Here is an 18,540-nt window from a genome sequence, read left to right as displayed (position 1 = left end):
TGGTTGGCCGGAGCGGGGCCATGCACAATCACCAATTCCCAAAAGGCCGGTTATATAACCAAAAAGCAAGTATGGTAATGGAGAACATGTTCATCTTAAAATAGCAAGATATATATGCTTATTTTAAGGTGCGAAAGTTGAATAAATAACTATAAATCTATCAGGAGTGTTTTTATGCGAATAGAAATCAATGCAGACGATTTCGGGCTGACAAAAGGGGTTACAGATGGTATTATCCAAGCACACCAACACGGTTGTGTGACATCAACAACCTTAATGATGAATGGATTTGCTACTCACTACGCAGTAGAAAAAGCAATGGAAAACCCGAATCTAAAAGTTGGGATTCATCTTGTATTGACTTGGGGCAGTCCGCTTCACCCTTCTGTCCCTCACCTAATGAAATCAGATGGAATATTTAAATTTACGAATGGGTTCCTTGATATGGAAGCTCCGAATATCTCAGAAGTTGAATTAGAATGGCGAGCTCAACTTGATGCTTACTTAGCAACAGGATTAGCTCTCGATCATATGGATAGCCACCATCATGTTCACGGCTGGCCGCCTTTAAAAAACCTCGTTATAAAGCTTGCTAAAGAATACAATGTTCCTGTTCGTTATGTTGATTCCTTAGCAGACCATCCAGAAATATGCTGGACAGATATGCTATGGACAGGCTTTTATAAAGAAGGGGTCACAGACGATTTATTCGATGTTATTCAAAAAGAAAATGTCTCCTCCATTGAAGTGATGACACACCCAGGACAAGTGGATGAAGATTTAAAAAAGGTTAGCTCGTATACGGATGCCCGCCAGAAAGAAATAGAAATTCTTAGCAGGATAGAGATTCCTGATTGGGCGGAGCTAAATTAAAAAAAGAAATCCAAACACTTATCAAAATTCTTCCATGAGAATTGGAGATGTTTGGATTTCTTTTTTCAAGCACTATTCTTTTATGTGAAAAAGTAAGCGACCAGGGTCAATAATAAGGAGAAACCCATCACACAACTAACTATCATAAAATGACGGCGACGTCCCATAACGACAACAGCTATATATTCTCTAACCATAGCATTAGGCCAATAATAAAATGCCGTTTTTGAGCCAATTCCCTGGCTATCCAGTCCAGCTTTTCTTGCATACATTCCTGCCCTGAACAGGTGGAAATTATTCGTTGCAAAAATACTCCTGTATGCTCCCTCTCCATTTCTCTCGTCCATAATTTTTTTAGAAAAGACCATATTCTCATATGTGTTCACAGATTTATTCTCTTGAATGGTGTCTTCGATTGGTATCCCCTTTTCCACAGCATAGTTTTGCATTGCTTCTGCTTCAGGAAGCCCTTCATCCGGCCCCTGTCCGCCGGAAAATATAATTTTGGGAGGGGCGACTACCTTTTTCTGCTCATTATAAAATGCTATTGCTTTATCAATTCTGCTTGCCAGTAAAGGAGGTACACGATCATTAATTAACCCGCTTCCTAACACGATAATAAAATCTTGATTGCGCTTTGGCCGTTTCCACTGATTCAATCCATAAGCGGTTAAAAAGTTAAACATATGTAAAAACACATAGAAAACAACTAATCCAGCACCACTAAAAAGCGGCTGCAAATACTCCGGAAAAAACTGTGTTGGATTAACAAGATTAATAATAATTAATGTTAGTATACCAATAGCCATGATTAATGTTAAAGAATTTCTAAATCGTTTCCCTTCCTTCTGCCTCAATACTTTAGCATTGTAAAATAAGCCGGCAATTAACGCGAGGACACCAAAAGGAATCAGCACAACTAAAAGGAAGAACGGAAAGACTAACACAATATACTGATATGGTCCATCAATATATATGTAAAAGAATATACAAAAGAGAATGAATGTTATTAAAAAACTATTAAACAAAAGCCCATTGATTAGTTTCCGCGGGTCCCGTAAATAATTGATTAGAAATAGAATAAAAAAGAATAGCGGTATGGAGGCGATAAAATATACCAAATAAATTACCCTTTCTAGTTATTATCATGTAATGACTCTACTACTAAAATAGAAGTTCTTCTTATTATAAGCTTTTATATAATTGAAATCATCATTTGTTTAAAATTAATTCTATGGTAGGATATAACCAAACAAAGTTAAAACAAAGTGGTGAAATCGATGCATCTATTCAAAGCATTTTTATATTTTTTTACTATTCTTTTTAGCCTGGCAGCATGCTCCCCGTCTCCAGATGATCAAATAAGCAGCATACATTCTCCCAAAAATATTTCTATCGGAATTAAAGAAACAGACTGGATTTCTCCTAAGATTACAGTTGCAGCAATCGGAGATATTTTAATTCATGACCGTGTTTACGAAGATGCCTGGGACGGAGAAACATATGATTTCAAACCAATGCTTACTGAAGTCGCTGATATTTTAAGAGAACCGGCCATCACCGTTGCCAACCAGGAAACTATTATGGGTGGTGAAGACATCGGTTTATCAGGATATCCTAATTTCAACAGCCCGTTTGAAATTGGAGATGCTTTACAAGATGCCGGTGTTGACATTGTTACCATGGCAAATAACCATACCTTAGACAGAGGCGAAGAAGCGATCCAAAATGCCATTGCTTATTATCAAGAAATGGGAATGCTGTACACTGGAAGCTTCCAAAGTAAAGAAGATCAATCCGAGATTAGAGTATTAGAAACAGACCAGGATATTTCTGTTGCTTTTCTCAGCTATACATACGGAACAAACGGCATGCCCATACCAGATAAAAAACCTTATCTCATTAATCTGATTGAACGGGATCAAATAAAAGAAGAAGTTGAAGAAGCAAATAAACTGGCAGATGTAACCATTGTAAGCTTACATTTTGGTGAGGAAGAAGAGCGAATGCCAAATCAAGAGCAAAAAGAATTATCCCAATATGCTGCGGACCTTGGAGTAGACGTCGTGATCGGACATCACCCCCATGTTCTCCAGCCAATAGAATGGCTGGAAGGAAAAGAAGGGAACAAAACATTGGTTGCTTATTCTTTAGGAAATTTCTTGTCAGGCCAATATCAGTTTTATAATCGTATTGGCGGCATTTTTGAATTTGATTTGGTAAAAGAAGATGATGACGTGCTTGTCCAAAGCCCCCGTTTCCTACCGACCTTTGTAGTGTTTGAAGAAGATGGAGGCACGATGACAAATGTTCGAGTTGTCCCACTGGAACACGCAGCAGAGGAACAAATAGAAAATCTTGAAGAAGTTCTATCTGAAATACAGACCCATATGACGCAGTGGATGCCGGAATTAGAATGGAGCGTTTTAACTGACTAAAAATATAAAAAACGGAGAATTTAATAAAGCGTTTCGGACAAATATAACCATATCATTTACATCATTTTCTCTTTTTGGGTAAACAAAAAAGATATTGCAGTTTTTATTACATTGCAATATCTTTTTTATTAACCTTAATAGGTTTTCAAATACTGTTCTCTCTCCCATGGATGCACAGTGGTGCGGAACATATCCCATTCTATATCTTTTGCTTCAATAAAATGTTCGAATAAGTGGTCACCAAGAGATTCAACAAGTACGTCATCTTGTTCGAGCAAACCCATTGCTTCTTTAAGGGTAGATGGTAGATCCTTCACACCATTTTCTTCCCGTTCTTTTTTATTCATCACATAAATATTACGATCAACAGATTCTGGTATTTCCAACTCTCTCTTAATTCCATCTAAACCAGATGCCAGCAGTACGGATAAAGCCATATACGGATTAGCCGATGGGTCCACGCTGCGAACTTCAATGCGTGTACTTAAACCGCGGGAACTTGGAACGCGAACTAAAGGACTGCGATTTGACGCCGACCAAGCTACATAGCAAGGAGCCTCATAACCCGGTACTAAGCGCTTATAAGAATTGACAGTAGGATTTGTCACTGCTGTAAAGTTTGTGGCATGTTCAAGGATACCAGCTGTAAATTGATAAGCCGTCTTACTTAATTGTAACGTTGCATTCTCATCAAAAAATTGATTGTCTTTCCCTTTGAACAGCGACATATTTGTATGCATTCCAGAGCCATTTACTCCAAACAGAGGCTTCGGCATAAATGTAGCGTGCAAGTTATGCTTTCTGGCAATTGTTTTTACGACTAATTTAAATGTTTGAATATCATCTGCATGCTTTAATGCATCAGAATATTTAAAATCTATTTCATGTTGCCCAGGTGCAACCTCATGGTGAGATGCTTCAATTTCAAAACCCATTTCTTCCAATTCCAATACAATATCACGACGGCAATTTTCACCTAAGTCTGTTGGAGCTAAATCAAAATAACCGCCATGATCATTTAACTCTAATGTCGGTTCTCCTTTTTCATCTAACTTGAACAGAAAGAATTCCGGCTCCGTACCAATGTTAAATGCATCGAATCCTAATTCCTCCATTTTTTTCAAATTACGCTTCAGATTATAACGCGGACATCCTTTAAAAGGCGTACCGTCCGGATTATAAATATCACAGATAAAACGTGCAACTTTCCCTTTTTCGGAAGTCCAGGGAAAGACAACAAATGAATCTAAATCCGGATATAAGAGCATATCTGATTCTTCAATACGTACAAAACCTTCAATACTTGATCCGTCAAAAGCCATTTTATTATTCAGCGCTTTATCTAATTGACTTAAAGGTATTTCAACGTTTTTAATCGTACCAAGCATATCCGTAAATTGTAGTCGGATAAAACGCACATTCTCTTCTTTAATTTGTTTTAGAATCTTTTCCTTTGTTAGTTTTTCTGCCATATGATTCCCTCCCAAAATATTGAATGATTATAACGCGGAACTTCTTTAGGCCCGAACGGATCGGGCAATTACTGGCTGCCTTATCCCCCGATTAGAATTCACAAACCTGACCAAGACCATTCGTCATCTTTATCCATGGAGAATCGTCCATAAAACTTCCACTGAATGAAGCTTCGTTTTATCAGCTTAACTTGCCAGGTTTTCTTTAATGTAATTAGATTACACTAATGTTAGATTGTTTGTCAATATTATGTTAGTTTTTATTACATATAAATTCATAAAAAAAGAAGCGCTCAAACCAAAACGCTTCTTTTTTGCCAATATATTTTACCACTGTATATGAAAATGACCGTCTTTATCGGTACGCTCAAATGTGTGCGCTCCAAAGTAATCACGCTGCGCCTGTATTAAATTTGCACCGCTTTTGCCAGAGCGGTAGCCGTCATAATATACTAACGAAGCATTGAAACACGGCAATGCTAAACCCGTTTCCATTCCTTTGATCACCACTTTACGCATTGCAGCCTGATACTTATTCAAAATTGCTTTGAAATATGGAGAGAGAAAAAGATTTGATAATTCCTTATCCTCTTTAAAAGCATTGCTGATTTCATTTAATATTCCTGCACGGATAATACATCCTCCACGGAAAATCAATGCAATTTCATCGAGCTGCAAATCCCAGTTATACTGTTCTGACGCCCGTTTATATTGATAAAACCCTTGTGCGTAAGTGCTTATTTTCCCCATAACCAATGCTTGTCGCACCAGTTCAATCCATTCATTTTTATCATCTTGTTCCAATAATGAAGCAGGACCTGAAAGTTCTTGTTCTGCAATCATGCGCTCTTCCTTCACATTTGATAAAAACCGCATAAACACAGATTCTGTCACAATCGTTAAAGGAACACCAATATCAAGCGCATTTTGACTGGTCCATTTGCCGGTTCCTTTTTGTCCGGATTTATCTAAAATAACATCAATCATAGGCTGATTTGTTTCTTCATCCACTCGTGTCAAAATATCAGCTGTGATTTCCATCAGATAACTTTCCAGCTCGCCTTTATTCCATTCTGCAAAAATAGCGGCTATTTCATTTACACCCAGACCTAATCTTTCCCGCAGAAATTGATAGGCTTCTGTAATAAGCTGCATATCTGCATATTCAATCCCATTATGCACCATTTTCACGTAATGACCAGAACCTTCTTCGCCAAGATACGAACAGCAGGCTTTACCATCTACCTGCGCTGCAATTTTTTCCAAAATAGGCGCAACATGCTGGTAAGCTTCTTTATCTCCACTTGGCATTAATGAAGGTCCATTCAATGCTCCTTCTTCTCCACCAGAAACACCGACTCCAATAAAATGCAATCCTTTTTCCTTCAAATCATTATATCTGCGATTGGAATCTTGAAAATTGGAGTTTCCTCCATCCATGATAATATCGCCTTGATCTAACAAGGGGAAAAGACTATCGATAACGGAATCTACCACTGCTCCAGCTGTTACCATCAAAAAGATTTTCCTCGGCTTTTCCAATGAATCGATAAAACGTGTCAGCTCATAATACGCTGTTGCATTCTCATGCGGATGCTTTTCTTGAAATGCTTCTGTTAAATCCGGTGTATAATTATAGACCGCAACCTTTTCATCCTTATTCGCCATATTCAAAGCAAGGTTCGCTCCCATTACTCCCAGTCCAAAGACGCCAATTGAATTCATTTTTTTATTCCATTCCTTTCAATAGATGTCCAAACGCTCTATATAATCAAGAGAGCCCGGACATCCTTCACACAAATATTTCAGTTAAAACTTGAGACAGTGCTGCGATATTTTTAAGATAGAATTTCTATCTGTCAGTTTGCCCAATTTTTTAAATGACTAAGCTTAATAAGAGAGTAAATATTAACCCCGATACCGAAATAATCGTTTCCAGCAACGTCCAGGTTGCAAATGTTTCCTTCATTGATAAATTAAAGTATTCCTTAAAAATCCAAAAACCGGTATCGTTTACATGGGAAGCAATCAAACTTCCTGCGCCTGTAGCTAAAACCATGAGGGCCAAGTTCACATCGGTCCCTTCAATTAACGGAATAACCATTCCTGCCGTTGTTAATGCCGCAACTGTTGCCGAACCTAATGAAACTCTCAATATAGCAGCAATCAGCCAAGCCAGCAGGATGGGAGACATATTTGAACCAGAAAAGATATTCGCTACCGCATCACCGACACCGCCGTCGATCAATACTTGTTTTAAAGCACCGCCGCCTGCAGTAACCAAAAGAACAATACTAATTCCACGGACAGATTCCTCTGCTGAAGCCATTAGCGTTTTCATCGGAATCTTGCGCGCAATCCCCATTGTGTAAATTGCAAATAATAATGATAAAAGCAAAGCTATTGTCGGGTCTCCAATGACACGAACAATTTCAAAAAATAAATTATCCGCAAGACCGGCGATTTCCTGGACTAACTGCACAACAGTTGTAACCGCCATCAATATGACAGGAGAAAGTGCAGTTAGAGCACTTATACCAAATCCAGGTGTTTCTTCTTCTTCAAATGTCTTCGTTGTCCCGAGTGATCCAATATTGCCGATCCTAGCAAAAGCATCCGGCACTAATTTCTGAGCTATTTTCGTAAATAACGGTCCGGCGATAATCACCGTCGGAATAGCAATAACAATACCGATAAGCAGTACCATGCCAATATTTGCTTCATACTGCTGTGCAATTACTGTCGGTCCTGGATGAGGAGGCAAGAATCCATGTGTCACGGATAACGCAGCCGTCATCGGCAGTCCAAGATATAGTAATGGCAATTTCACTTCTTTAGCAATCTGATACACAATCGGGATCAATAAAACAAGTCCTACTTCAAAGAACAATGCGATACCAATGATAAAAGAAGCAACAACAACAGCCCATTGAATCCGTTTTTTACCAAATACATTAATTAATGTTAACGCAATACGATGCGCACCGCCGGCATCAGCTAATAATTTCCCCAGCATCGCGCCAAAAACAAAGATAAGTGCAATATCGCCGAGCGTTCCTCCAAGTCCTCCTTGTACGGTTTCAACAATTTCCCCAAGAGACATTCCCAATGCCAATGCCGTTAATAAAGAAACTACAATTAATGCAATAAACGTATTTAAGTTCCACTTCATAATAAGCAATAATAATGCAACTACTGCTAATGCTACTATGATAAGTGGATAGATATTTTCCATTTTTATTCATTCCTATCTTCATGTTTTTTATTTTCCAGCGATCTTTTTTCCTGGTAAGCCGTAATCTGTTCGTATTCCTGTTCCAGCGAACGTGAAATATTGATAAAGATCGGCATTAATTCCCGATATGCCTGACTATGTTCCGGATTCGGCTCATGCTGATGCGTAAATCCAATTAATTCTTCCACCACATCAAAAGAATCTATTTTTCCTTCCGCATATAATCCAAGTAAACAAGCACCTAAACAAGAGGATTCATAACTTTTGGGAACAATGACATTTTGATCAAAAATATCTGCCATCATTTGTCGCCATAACTCTGATCTGGAAAAACCGCCTGTTGCCTTGATGGACTTCACCGGTACATCCATTACTTCTACTAACGCCAGGAAAACGGTATATAAATTAAAAATAACGCCTTCCAAAGCAGAACGGACCATATGCTCTTTTTTATGATTTAAAGTTAACCCGATAAATGAGCCACGAACATTTGCATTCCAAAGCGGGGCACGCTCTCCCGCTAAAAATGGATGAAATAGTAACCCGTTAGATCCCGGCTCTACCTGTTTTGCGATTGCAGTTAACACTTCATAAGCGTCTATATTTAAACGTTTTGCTGTTTCCACTTCACTTGCTGCTAATTCGTCGCGAATCCAGCGCAGCACCATGCCGCCGTTATTTACCGGACCGCCGATAACCCAATGATTTTCGGTTAACGCATAACAAAAAATACGTCCTTTTTGATCTGTACGCGGTTTAGGAATAACCGTACGAATCGCCCCACTCGTACCAATCGTAATGGCAACGTCACCTTCTTTTATCGCATTTACTCCAATATTGGACAGCACACCATCACTTGCTCCAATAATAAATTTTGTGTCTGGAGCAATTCCTAAATCCTTTGCAATTTCTGGGTGACATTTGGTAAAGCTTTCCGTAGTTGGAACAAGTCGCGGCAGCTTATCCTCTGAAATACCTGTAATTTGTAAAGCTTCTTCATCCCAAGCAAGCTTTTCTAAATTCATCATTCCAGTAGCCGAGCCGAGGGAATAATCCATTACATATTCGCCAAAGAACTGATAAAAAACATATTCTTTAATCCCGATGTATTTCTTAGTCTTTCCAGCTATTTCCGGATGCTCTTGCTCTAGCCATGTAATTTTACTCAGTGGAGACATTGGATGAATTGGTGTTCCCGTTCGTAAGTAAACTTCATGACCATTCCAATCATTTTTAATTTTATTTGCCCAATGTGAACTGCGATTATCCGCCCAAGTGATACATGGTGTAATTGCTTTATCATCTTCATCCATCGCAATCAAACTATGCATTGCACTACTAAAGGAAAGAAAGGAAAGATCTTTTTTATCAATTGCTGATTCCTTCATCGTTTGTTGAATAACGTAACGTACTGCCTGATAAATTTCTTCCGGATGCAACTCAGCTGTGCGAACATCTGGTGTATGCATTTGATATCCTTGATTGCTTTGCGATATGATTTCACCTGTTTCTCGGTAAAGTACTGCTTTTGTACTTGTTGTCCCGATATCTACTCCGAGCATAAATTTATTTTGATCCACTTCTGTCCCTCACCATCTTCTTTATTTTGAAATATATTCATTCCTTTGATATATCCTTCTACCATTTATTTAATCCATTCGCCCGCACTTTTCATATAATTGAAATAAAGGGCTTACAAAACATATCTACTGTTATTCGAATACTTGTATACAAGTATCCTAACACGGATTTATTCCCCTGTAAACGCTTTTATTTCATTTTTTATATAAAGAATAAAGTCAGATAAATGATTGGAAAGTTGTGACATATTGGATTTGAAAATGAATATATGTGAATCTATCTTAACGAAAAAAACTCCTGTCAAGAAGATAACTTATCTCTCATGACAGGAGGAGTTGCATATTACTTATTCAATTTTTCTTCCGCGATATCTTGCAGTTTGAATTTCTGAATCTTACCTGTTCCTGTAAGCGGCCAGTCCTCCGCTTCCACAAACCAGATATAACGCGGTACTTTAAAACGCGCTACATGTTTCCGACACAGCTTTCTAATTTCTTGTTTCGTACAGGTTTCGCCTTGTTTTAATTCAACAAAAGCGGCTCCTGTTTCCGTTGTTAGTTGGTCTGGTACACCAACAATATACACTTGGTTCACTGCCGGATGCATGGAAATAATATCCTCAACTTCTTTTGGAGCAACAGTTTCTCCAGATACTTTATAAAGGTCCTTGCTTCTGCCTAACAGACGAATATAACCTTGCTCATCAATCGTTCCTAAATCGCCGCTGCGGATATAACCATCTTCATCCTTCGCAAAGGCTGTTTCTTCCGGTTTTTTATAATAACCTTCTGTTACCACATTGCCCCGCACTGCTAATTCACCAACAGATCCATCTGGCAATGTTTCCCCCGTATCCGGATCAATCACTTTGTATGCCACACTTTTATTTCCATACTCCGCATGAGCTGCAGCACCTGCTGTTTTTACTTTCCCAACTGTTGTGGAGATAATCTCCAACGGATCACCGATTTCAGTAAGCATTGTTGTAGAACCTGCTTCGGTTGCTCCACAGCCTGTTCCTATCTCTGTTACTTGTAATTCGTCTACCGCCCGCTTCCATAGCGGAACCGGTGAAGGTGCTGCACAGCATAATAGTGCATAAAGGTGATCCAGATTGGTATGTTTCACTTCTGGACGATTTAACAAAGCAACCAGCATCGATGGGACAGCCAGAAAATCATGCACCTGGTATTTCTCCATTAACTCCAGTGATTGCAATGGTTGAAACGCATGACAGGTTACCATTCCTCCACCTACAAAGGAGGCTGCAAACAATCCTTCCTGCAAAAAGTAAACATGGTACATCGGCAATGGTGCATAAATTCGTCTTCCAACTTCATATCCTCTGGTTAAACATGTTGCAAAACCAGAACGGAGCAGCATATCATCGGTCAACATAACACCCTTTGGCAAGCCTGTAGAACCGGAAGTATAAATAATGGCAGCCGTTGTGTCCGGGTCATCTGTTTCTTTCCAACGATTGTTCAACTCCATTTCTTCCACTACGTCTGCGCCGTGTAAAAATACTTCCCATGTCATGTAAATTTCCGGTACAGCTGCTCCTTTATTAGGAATGCAAACCGCTTTTTTAAAAGGGCTTTCTGTATCATTTTGGAGTTCAGAAACAATATCCTCTAACGCTTCCGCATGATGCTGCTTCCCGGCGTATTGATGTGTAATCAGCCAATTCGTATCGGATTGACGAAGCATATAGGTCAATTCTTCCTTTTGAAGCTGCGTATTCAATGGCACCACAACTGCTCCCACCATAGATGAAGCAATAAATAAAGCGACATATTCCGGTTCATTTTCCATTAACACAGCGACATGATCTCCCGGTGCAACGCCTGCATACAGCATTGCTTTTGCATAATTATATGCTTCTTTCCACATCTCTTCGTAGGTCACAACTTTATCCGGCATCATTATCAAGGGATAATCATTATATTGCTGGCACTGCTTATAAAAATGGGTTGCAATGGTCCGCTTCTCCCAACTTGGATACATCTTTTCCAGCCCAGCTTGCCGCTCCTTTATATTTGTATGGCTTTGTTGCTCTCCCAGCATTTTTTATCTCTCCATTTCATTCTTCGGTTAATCTTTTTTACTCCCCTTGAGGTGCCTGCCAAATCACAATTCCATTTTGTCCGCCAAACCCAAAGGAATTACTCATTGCTGTTTTAATTTGCTGCTTCCGGCTGACATTGGGAACAATATCCAATGGAGCCTCTTCGTCCCGATTTTCGGAATGAAGGGTAGCCGGTAAGATTCCAGTCTCCATCGCTTTAATTGATGCAATGCTTTCGATGGCTCCAGCCGCTCCTAATAAGTGTCCGACGCTGCCTTTAATGGAGCTGACCGGCTTATGGTCCAATTTCTCTCCAAATATCATTTTTAAAGCTTTTGTCTCTGCGATATCCCCAGCTGATGTCGATGTCGCATGCGCATTAATATAATCAATATCTTCCGGATTCAGTTGTGCTGAACGGAGTGCCCGCTCAATAGCCAATGCAGCGCTTGTTCCTTCTGGATCTGGTGATGTATCATGGTAAGCATCATTCGAAGCTCCATAACCTTTTAAAGTCGCATAAATATGTGCCCCTCTTGCTTTAGCACGCTCCAGCGGTTCCAGAACAAATAAACCTGCCCCTTCTCCCATGACCATCCCTGTCCGCGCTGCATCAAACGGCCGGGACCATGTTGAAAAATCTTCGGGTCCTTTCATTGCTAATGCGCCGGCATCCCCTAACCCTGATAAGAATACATTTGACCACAGGCTATCGACGCCCCCGGCAAGGATATAATCCACATCATCACGGAAAAACCAGTAAGCAGATTCGCCGATCGCATTTGCTGAAGCAGCACAAGCGGTTACATATGTATTCGATGGACCGCGGAATCCGTACTGAATAGAAATCGTACTTGCTGCGGCATTTGGAATCGATTTAGAAATCATACGTGGCCCAACTCTTTTCGCCTTTCCAGTCGCTAATTTTTCAGACGCCTGCTCCAAAGACTGAATACCTCCAAAAGCCGTTCCAATTGCTGTTCCGAACCGATTTCGGTCTACATCATCGATAAAAGATTCTCCATCCTTTTTTAACAATCCGGCATCTTGTAATGCTTCATCCGCTGTAATCAAAGCCAGTTGTGTAAAATAATCGGTATTTCTGATAACTTTTTTAGAAAGAAAATCAGAAGCTTCGAAATCAGGTACACGTGCCCCAACTTTTGTCCATTTACTTATATTTTCATCGGTTATTTCCCTTACCGCAGAACGATTCGCAATTAAATTGTCCCAAAATGTGGTTACCCCCATGCCGAATGGAGAGACAGCTCCCATTCCCGTTACCGCAATCTCTATCTGCTTCATCATTGATGCTCCTTTTCATATTATTTAGACAAAATTGTCCCTTGTGTCTTACCTTTATTATGAACATGATTGTTTATTATTCCAAAAGCTACCTAGGGCTTTAAAACCCTAGCATCATTATAAAGTAAGTATATATTTTCCTCAAACCATCCATTTCCAAATTTGTTTTATGAGTGAAATAACTGTATTTGTTATCTCACTCATTAGAAAATCTATCGTACAAAAAACCCCGTTATTCAATAAATGATAACGAGGTTCTTAATTATTATTTAGAAACAAATTTATTCCCGGCAACCCAAAATCGATAGGGATAATCTCTTGCCTCACCAGAATTATCTATCCCAATCCGTGGACCAGTGTTTATTTTCTCCGGCTTCTTTCCGGCAGCGATAAATAAGGGCGGCTCCTGGAGGGACCGTCCATAGTCACCCATATTGATATCTAAAGCTTGTGACAGTTTACCTGGTCCGCTAGTCAAGTTCTGAAATTTTTTCACTGGGCGGCGGGCCAGCATTAAATCAACTCCTGTATAAGGTTCCACCGCTCGAATTAATACACTTTCCGGTACTTCTTTTTCCGCACTGACAACATTAATCAAACAATGATTATGGATAAGATGCGTATATGTCATCCCTGCCTCGGCATAAAGAATTTCTGTCCGCTTCGTTCTTCGGTTTCCGAATCCATGCGCTGCTCTGTCAGCATTTCCTAAGTATGCTTCTGTTTCCACGATAAATCCGGAGCTCGTTCCTTCCTCTGTCTGCTTTACTAAAATACACCCAAGCAGTTCTTCCGCTAATTGTAAGGTTGGGTACTGGTAAAAAGCGTCCGGTAAAGGGGTTAAATTAAGATTTTGTTCCATCACTTACACTCCTTACATTCTTTCTCTCTATTATTTTACCCTATTTTACGAGGTATAGTTCATTACCCTATACAAAAATATGTTACGCATTCATTGAACTATTTCTCTAATAATGAAATAATATGAATAAACAAATCAGATTAATATACTTTGCTTTTTCGAGGAGGAATACTGATATGACTCATTTAGGACAATTACAAACAAAAGAAGAACGTATTCAGCTTTTATCCAAGACGGTTGAACCCTTTGGAGAACGTATTCGCCAACTTCCAGATGGCGCTTTTCCTTATGAAAACTTTAAAGATCTACAAGAAATCGGCTATCCGGCACTTACCGTTCCAAAAGAATACGGTGGAGCAGGCGTCTCCCTGAATGAGCTGCTTACCTATCAACAGCTTATTGCCAAAGCAGACGGTTCAACTGCATTGTCTATTGGCTGGCATATGGGAATTATGAAGCTTTTGGGTGAAAGCAAACCTTGGGATGAAACGATTTATACGAAAGTTGTTAAAGACGTTATCGAAAATGGTGCATTATTAAATAATGCTGCGACGGAACCAGCAACCGGCAGCCCAACCCGCGGAGGAAAACCGGAAACAACCGCTGTAAAAAAAGATAATGGCTGGGTCATTACCGGACGAAAAACCTTTACAACGCTGTCACCAATCTTAACTTACTTTGTTGTCAGTGCGTCTATTGATGGAACAGATGATGTTGGTAATTTCCTTGTGAAGCATGACCTGGAAGGTGTTAACGTAGAAGAAACATGGGATTCGATCGCCATGCGTGGTTCCGGGAGTCACGATCTGGTTTTAGAAGAAGTCCATGTAAATACAGATGATCTTGTTGAAATTACATCGAATCAGAAAAGAAAACCAGCCGGATGGCTTTTACATATCCCTGCATGCTATCTCGGGATTGCACAAGCTGCTCAGAAAGATGCGGTCGCATTCGCAACAAGCTACTCACCAAACAGTATCAAAGGTACCATTTCCGAACTGCCGAATGTAAAACAAAAACTGGGTGACTTAGAGCTTCTCTTACTGGAGTCCGAATACTTTCTGCATGCAGTTGCGGATAAGTGGGATAACGGTGATGAAGAAATTAGAAATTCGATGGGACCGGAATTAGGAGCAGTGAAGCTGTCTGTTACCAATAAAGCCGTTCAAGGTGTAGACCTTGCCATGCGTGTTGTTGGCGCGCAAAGTCTCAAGCTGAAAAATAATTTTGAGCGTTACTATCGTGATGTCCGGGCAGGATTGCATAATCCGCCAATGGATGATATGACAGTGATGCAGTTAGCGGATAAATCGATACGGGCAATAAAGTGAAACTTCATTCATTAGGGATTTTTTCTCCCACTGAATGATTAATTGAGTGATTCAGGGAGTTAGCTCACCTGATCTCCCACCTGAATAAATTTATTCTCCCTCTTTATTTGAGGACGAGAGCTTTACGGGCCCTTCTCCGTGATAAAAGAATATGTTAAAGCGTTAGAATAAATGAGACAGAGGAGAAAGTGCTATTAAAAGGAAAAGGGAGAATTTATATCCTCCTTTTTCCTTTTTTAACAGAGGAGAATTACTTTCAAGTTTTTCATTAACCTTGGATTAAACTAGCATTTAATTTGGTCAAATAGTTATCGTTTCCAAAACACAGCAAAAACATAAAAATTAGACCCTGACAAGCCCACCAAATAAAGAGATCAATATAACACTTACCACTCCTACCACCACTGCCGCAGTAAAACCAATATAAAATGGTTTGACCCCAATCCCTCTAAACATCTTAAAATTCGTGGATAAGCCTACTCCTGCCATAGCCATTCCAAGAAGATATGTAGTTCCAAATGAACTAAGATTAGAATAAATACTTTCCCACGTATCTCTCCCAAACAATCCAAAAGCTGCGTTTGCACTTCCTAGTGTCGCATCACCAATGGTTCGTACAACAGAAAGAAGTAAAAAAGCAAGCACAAATAAAGGAATAAATTTATACCATTTCGGTAAGACGATTTCACCATCGTTATTCTTCATATCTTTATTTCCTTCATTTTTAAAAAATAAATAGGAAACAAAAGGAATAATAATAATGATAAATAAATTCCTTGTTAATTTTGCAACAGTGGCTATCTCTACCACCGTCTTTGTCTGGAAGAATTGATCATAAATTAATGCTGCTCCCGTTACTTGGGCAGTATCATGAATGGCTGTCCCTAAGAATAAACCTATCTTTATCGGATCATTCGCAAATAAAAAGTTGGCTAAAAACGGATAAAGCATCATTCCTGTCAAACCAAATATTGTAATGTTGGCAACAGCGTAAGAAATTTCATCTTCCTTTGCTTTGATAACAGGAGAAGTAGCCATAATAGCAGTCACTCCACAAATTCCTGTTCCACATGCTATTAATGTTCCTAGACGGGTCGACTGCTGCATTCTATTTGTTAAATACAAAGTTATAAATAACCCGACAGAAATACATGCAATTATAAGTGGAATTCCAAATGCACCTAGCTTCAATGCTTCCATCAAGCTTAATTTCAGTCCCAGTAGAATAATTCCAGTACGAAGAACATATTTCACAGAAAAAGAAATCCCTTTTAAAAAAACATCCGACAAACCGACTGTATTTCTAATAATTAATCCAAGTATAATCGCAACAAAGATTCCGGAAATGGGTGTCTGACTTTCTTCCGATAGTACCCCTATCCAAATCATCAAATTTCCTAACAACTCTGCACCATATATCCCAATCAACATCACTATGCAACAGAGAATTACACCGGGAAGTACTTTTATTAAAAAATATGATTTGTTTTTAGCTACTGGCTTATCCAAGTTACCCCCCCTTAACTAGCAACACATTCAATAACAATCTTTATATTTTAAGAATAACCAAGACTATTGAAAATGAGAAATAGTAAATTTTAATACATCTTATAAGAATGCTCTATAAATAAGGTTCGAGCAAAATTTGTTATGTCAATTCACTAAAACTCTCCTTTTACAAACAGTTATAAATCACTTGTTTTATCCGAGAAATTAAGGGTTTTCTCAAAATTTAAAGCAGCTAAAAAGGAAATAACTCATACCTTTATAACTGCTTTTTGTAATTTACTACACGTATTCAACACGATACTATCTTAGAAGCAACCTTAGAAACTACTAACTACCCACTCGCTTCCTCCGTTTCCTCTTTAGTCTGTTTTCCAAGAATAAGATATTCAAGTCGTTCTTTTGGTATTTTTCTAAATTCTGGACCTTTAATCAGATAAAAGATAACCCCAAGCGATACCCAAACAATTAGCGCTATTAATGAAGGCGCTCCCATGAAAGCAGGTGAATTTGGAATGAGTAATAAACCAAGAAAAATAAATCCAATTAATGTACCAGCTAAACTAAAGCCTTTCTTAACAGGAGCAGCAACTGTAGGCATATGTCGACTCTGATTAACTGACAACAATCCTTCTTCTGACCATTTAAATGATTTGAATGCAACAACACATGTATAAATATACGCAATCGTTACTCCAACAGAAGACATGTCAACAACCCAAGTTAAAACTTGCCGTCCAAACCAGGGAGTAATTAAACAAACTACACAAGTGAAAATAATACCTGCAAAAGGAGTTTTATATTTTGAATGTAATTTCCCAAAAATGTTTGGAATTATTTGAGCACGTCCCATTGCAAATAATAAACGACTACTGGATACGTAAAATCCATTTAACCCTGTAAACACCCCCATTGACAATGCAATTGCCAGGATCAAGATTCCAATATTTCCAAATAAACCTGACATCGCATCACCAGTGCCCCATTGTGATTGAGCACTTACCAGTTCCTGCCAAGGCATATACAAAGCTGTTGCCATAATCATCATCATATAAATAAGACCCGCACAAATAAGTGAAAAAATAATGAGCATAAATGCTTTTTTTGCTGGAAAATTAAATTCTTCAGCCGCCTGAGGTACATTATCAAATCCGACAAACGCCCATGGAGCAATGGCTACAATAAGTATGATACTTGAAAAAGTAGTTGTTTCCGGATTAAAAACTGGCTGAAGATTTGCAAATGATGTAGCTGGATTTAAAACTGCACCTATTCCTAAAAATAAGACCCCTAAAATCATGAAGATGACAAATATAAATTGTAATCGCCCAGAAAGTGTTGAGCCTCGAAAGTTCATATAAGCAAAAATAATTAAAGCTGTACTTGCAATCAGTACTTCGACTAAATAAACATCCCAGCCTGCGATACTATACAAATAGCCTTGTTCAGCCACAGACGGGAAGATATATCTAATCATTAATGCTAGTGCTGAAGCATTTAACGCTACAATACACATGTAACCCAAAACGAGAAACCAGCCGGCAATATAAGCATGATTGCGGTTAAATCCTAAATAGGCATATGCAAATTCTCCACCAGATACAGGAAACTTTTCGACAAGAAAACCATAACTAACAGCAATTATCATCATCAGTAGAGCTCCAATTCCAAACCCAATTATTGCACCAAGAGGACCTGAGCCGCTCATCCAAACAGAAGGTTGAACAAATGCTCCCCAGCCAATAGCTGACCCTAATGCAATAGCCCATACCCATTGCGGCTTTAATGTTCGTTTCAATTGCTCGCGTTCTTCCATACAATTAACCCTCCTATACTTCGTGTTAGGTACATTTCTGAGCAAAAATCTTA

13 protein-coding genes are annotated in these 18,540 nt (G+C 39.0%); 3 read left to right on the top strand and 10 right to left on the bottom strand.

The features are described 5' to 3' along the window. Nucleotides 1-174 precede the first annotated feature (174 nt). Nucleotides 175-873, top strand: coding sequence for a carbohydrate deacetylase (locus BN986_RS09675; RefSeq protein WP_040979593.1), 699 nt, complete (start codon nt 175-177; stop codon nt 871-873). 80 nt (nt 874-953) lie between these two features. On the opposite strand, the gene BN986_RS09670 is transcribed toward BN986_RS09675, so the two are convergent. Beyond that, on the bottom strand, nt 954-1,994 hold the full coding sequence (locus BN986_RS09670; RefSeq protein ID WP_040979592.1) for a YdcF family protein: 1,041 nt from the start codon (nt 1,992-1,994) through the stop codon (nt 954-956). Between the two features lie 159 nt (nt 1,995-2,153). On the opposite strand from BN986_RS09670, the gene BN986_RS09665 reads away from it, so the two are divergent. Continuing rightward, a complete protein-coding gene (locus tag BN986_RS09665; protein ID WP_040979591.1) occupies nt 2,154-3,311 on the top strand; it encodes a CapA family protein in 1,158 nt (385 codons plus the stop codon). A 134-nt stretch (nt 3,312-3,445) separates the two neighbouring features. Here BN986_RS09665 and glnA read toward each other — a convergent pair whose 3' ends face one another. From glnA to BN986_RS09630, 7 genes are all read right to left on the bottom strand, one after another. Beyond that, on the bottom strand, nt 3,446-4,783 hold the full coding sequence (glnA, locus tag BN986_RS09660) for a type I glutamate--ammonia ligase (protein WP_040979590.1): 1,338 nt from the start codon (nt 4,781-4,783) through the stop codon (nt 3,446-3,448). A gap of 327 nt (nt 4,784-5,110) precedes the next feature. After that, nucleotides 5,111-6,508 (bottom strand): decarboxylating NADP(+)-dependent phosphogluconate dehydrogenase, encoded by a 1,398-nt coding sequence (gene gnd / locus BN986_RS09655; protein WP_040979589.1) that lies wholly within the window; start codon nt 6,506-6,508, stop codon nt 5,111-5,113. A 151-nt stretch (nt 6,509-6,659) separates the two neighbouring features. Beyond that, nucleotides 6,660-8,018 (bottom strand): gluconate:H+ symporter, encoded by a 1,359-nt coding sequence (locus BN986_RS09650; RefSeq protein WP_040979588.1) that lies wholly within the window; start codon nt 8,016-8,018, stop codon nt 6,660-6,662. A gap of 2 nt (nt 8,019-8,020) precedes the next feature. Then, nucleotides 8,021-9,580 carry a gluconokinase gene (gene gntK, locus BN986_RS09645; RefSeq protein ID WP_040980786.1) on the bottom strand — a complete coding sequence of 520 codons (1,560 nt, stop codon included), beginning with the start codon at nt 9,578-9,580 and terminating at the stop codon, nt 8,021-8,023. Nucleotides 9,581-9,941: 361 nt separating this feature from the next. Next, nucleotides 9,942-11,666: a class I adenylate-forming enzyme family protein gene (locus tag BN986_RS09640; protein ID WP_040979587.1), complete on the bottom strand. Its 1,725-nt coding sequence runs from the start codon at nt 11,664-11,666 to the stop codon at nt 9,942-9,944. Nucleotides 11,667-11,703: 37 nt separating this feature from the next. Next, a complete protein-coding gene (locus BN986_RS09635; protein WP_148417099.1) occupies nt 11,704-12,972 on the bottom strand; it encodes a beta-ketoacyl-[acyl-carrier-protein] synthase family protein in 1,269 nt (422 codons plus the stop codon). A 265-nt stretch (nt 12,973-13,237) separates the two neighbouring features. Further along, nucleotides 13,238-13,834, bottom strand: a complete 597-nt coding sequence (locus BN986_RS09630; protein ID WP_040979585.1) for a DNA-3-methyladenine glycosylase — start codon at nt 13,832-13,834, stop codon at nt 13,238-13,240. A gap of 176 nt (nt 13,835-14,010) precedes the next feature. On the opposite strand from BN986_RS09630, the gene BN986_RS09625 reads away from it, so the two are divergent. Beyond that, on the top strand, nt 14,011-15,165 hold the full coding sequence (locus tag BN986_RS09625) for an acyl-CoA dehydrogenase family protein (protein WP_040979584.1): 1,155 nt from the start codon (nt 14,011-14,013) through the stop codon (nt 15,163-15,165). A gap of 342 nt (nt 15,166-15,507) precedes the next feature. On the opposite strand, the gene BN986_RS09620 is transcribed toward BN986_RS09625, so the two are convergent. Both BN986_RS09620 and BN986_RS09615 read right to left on the bottom strand, forming a co-directional pair. Beyond that, nucleotides 15,508-16,674, bottom strand: coding sequence for a YeiH family protein (locus BN986_RS09620; protein WP_052400737.1), 1,167 nt, complete (start codon nt 16,672-16,674; stop codon nt 15,508-15,510). A gap of 331 nt (nt 16,675-17,005) precedes the next feature. Then, nucleotides 17,006-18,487 (bottom strand): APC family permease, encoded by a 1,482-nt coding sequence (locus tag BN986_RS09615; RefSeq protein ID WP_040979583.1) that lies wholly within the window; start codon nt 18,485-18,487, stop codon nt 17,006-17,008. Nucleotides 18,488-18,540 lie beyond the last annotated feature (53 nt).

The organism is Oceanobacillus jeddahensis, assembly GCF_000750635.1.
Classification (GTDB): Bacteria; Bacillota; Bacilli; order Bacillales; family Amphibacillaceae; genus Oceanobacillus; species Oceanobacillus jeddahense.
The sequence above is the reverse complement of the archived record's forward strand: the minus strand, read 5'-3'. Positions and strand labels throughout refer to the sequence as shown.